We start from the raw sequence: 540 nt of genomic DNA, 5'->3' as shown, positions 1-540 counted from the left end.
AAAACCATCACCCGTACCATCAAGTATGTCGATGCGACTGATGAAACGACAGAAGTAGCTAGACCAGTTACGCAAAGAGTTGAGTTAACAAGAACCAACAAGCGTAACAAAGTGACGAATGTCGTAACAGAAGGAACTTGGTCAACAGGTACATGGGGTTCTCAAACCTCTCCAACTGTAACCAACTATGACGCACCAGATAAGGCAACTGTAGCAGAAGCAACGGTTACTTCAACGACAGACGATACAACAGTTGTCGTGAAATACCCACAAGCTACAGAAGATGTTACAGAAACTAAAACCATCACCCGTACCATCAAGTATGTCGATGCGACTGATGAAACGACAGAAGTAGCTAGACCAGTTACGCAAAGAGTTGAGTTAACAAGAACCAACAAGCGTAACAAAGTGACGAATGTCGTAACAGAAGGAACTTGGTCAACAGGTACATGGGGTTCTCAAACCTCTCCAACTGTAACCAACTATGACGCACCAGATAAGGCAACTGTAGCAGAAGCAACGGTTACTTCAACGACAGAC

1 protein-coding gene is annotated in these 540 nt (G+C 44.3%); it reads left to right on the top strand.

Going from position 1 to position 540, the window contains the following annotated elements; all coding sequences use genetic code 11:
• The coding region (locus tag N8M20_RS10170) for a mucin-binding protein (RefSeq protein ID WP_419991756.1) at positions 1-540 on the top strand (540 nt) is incomplete at both ends.

The organism is Streptococcus mitis (genome assembly GCF_946190275.1).
Classification (GTDB): domain Bacteria; phylum Bacillota; class Bacilli; order Lactobacillales; family Streptococcaceae; genus Streptococcus; species Streptococcus mitis_DC.
Note: the sequence above shows the minus strand (reverse complement) of the source record. Positions and strands in the feature narration are given on the sequence as shown.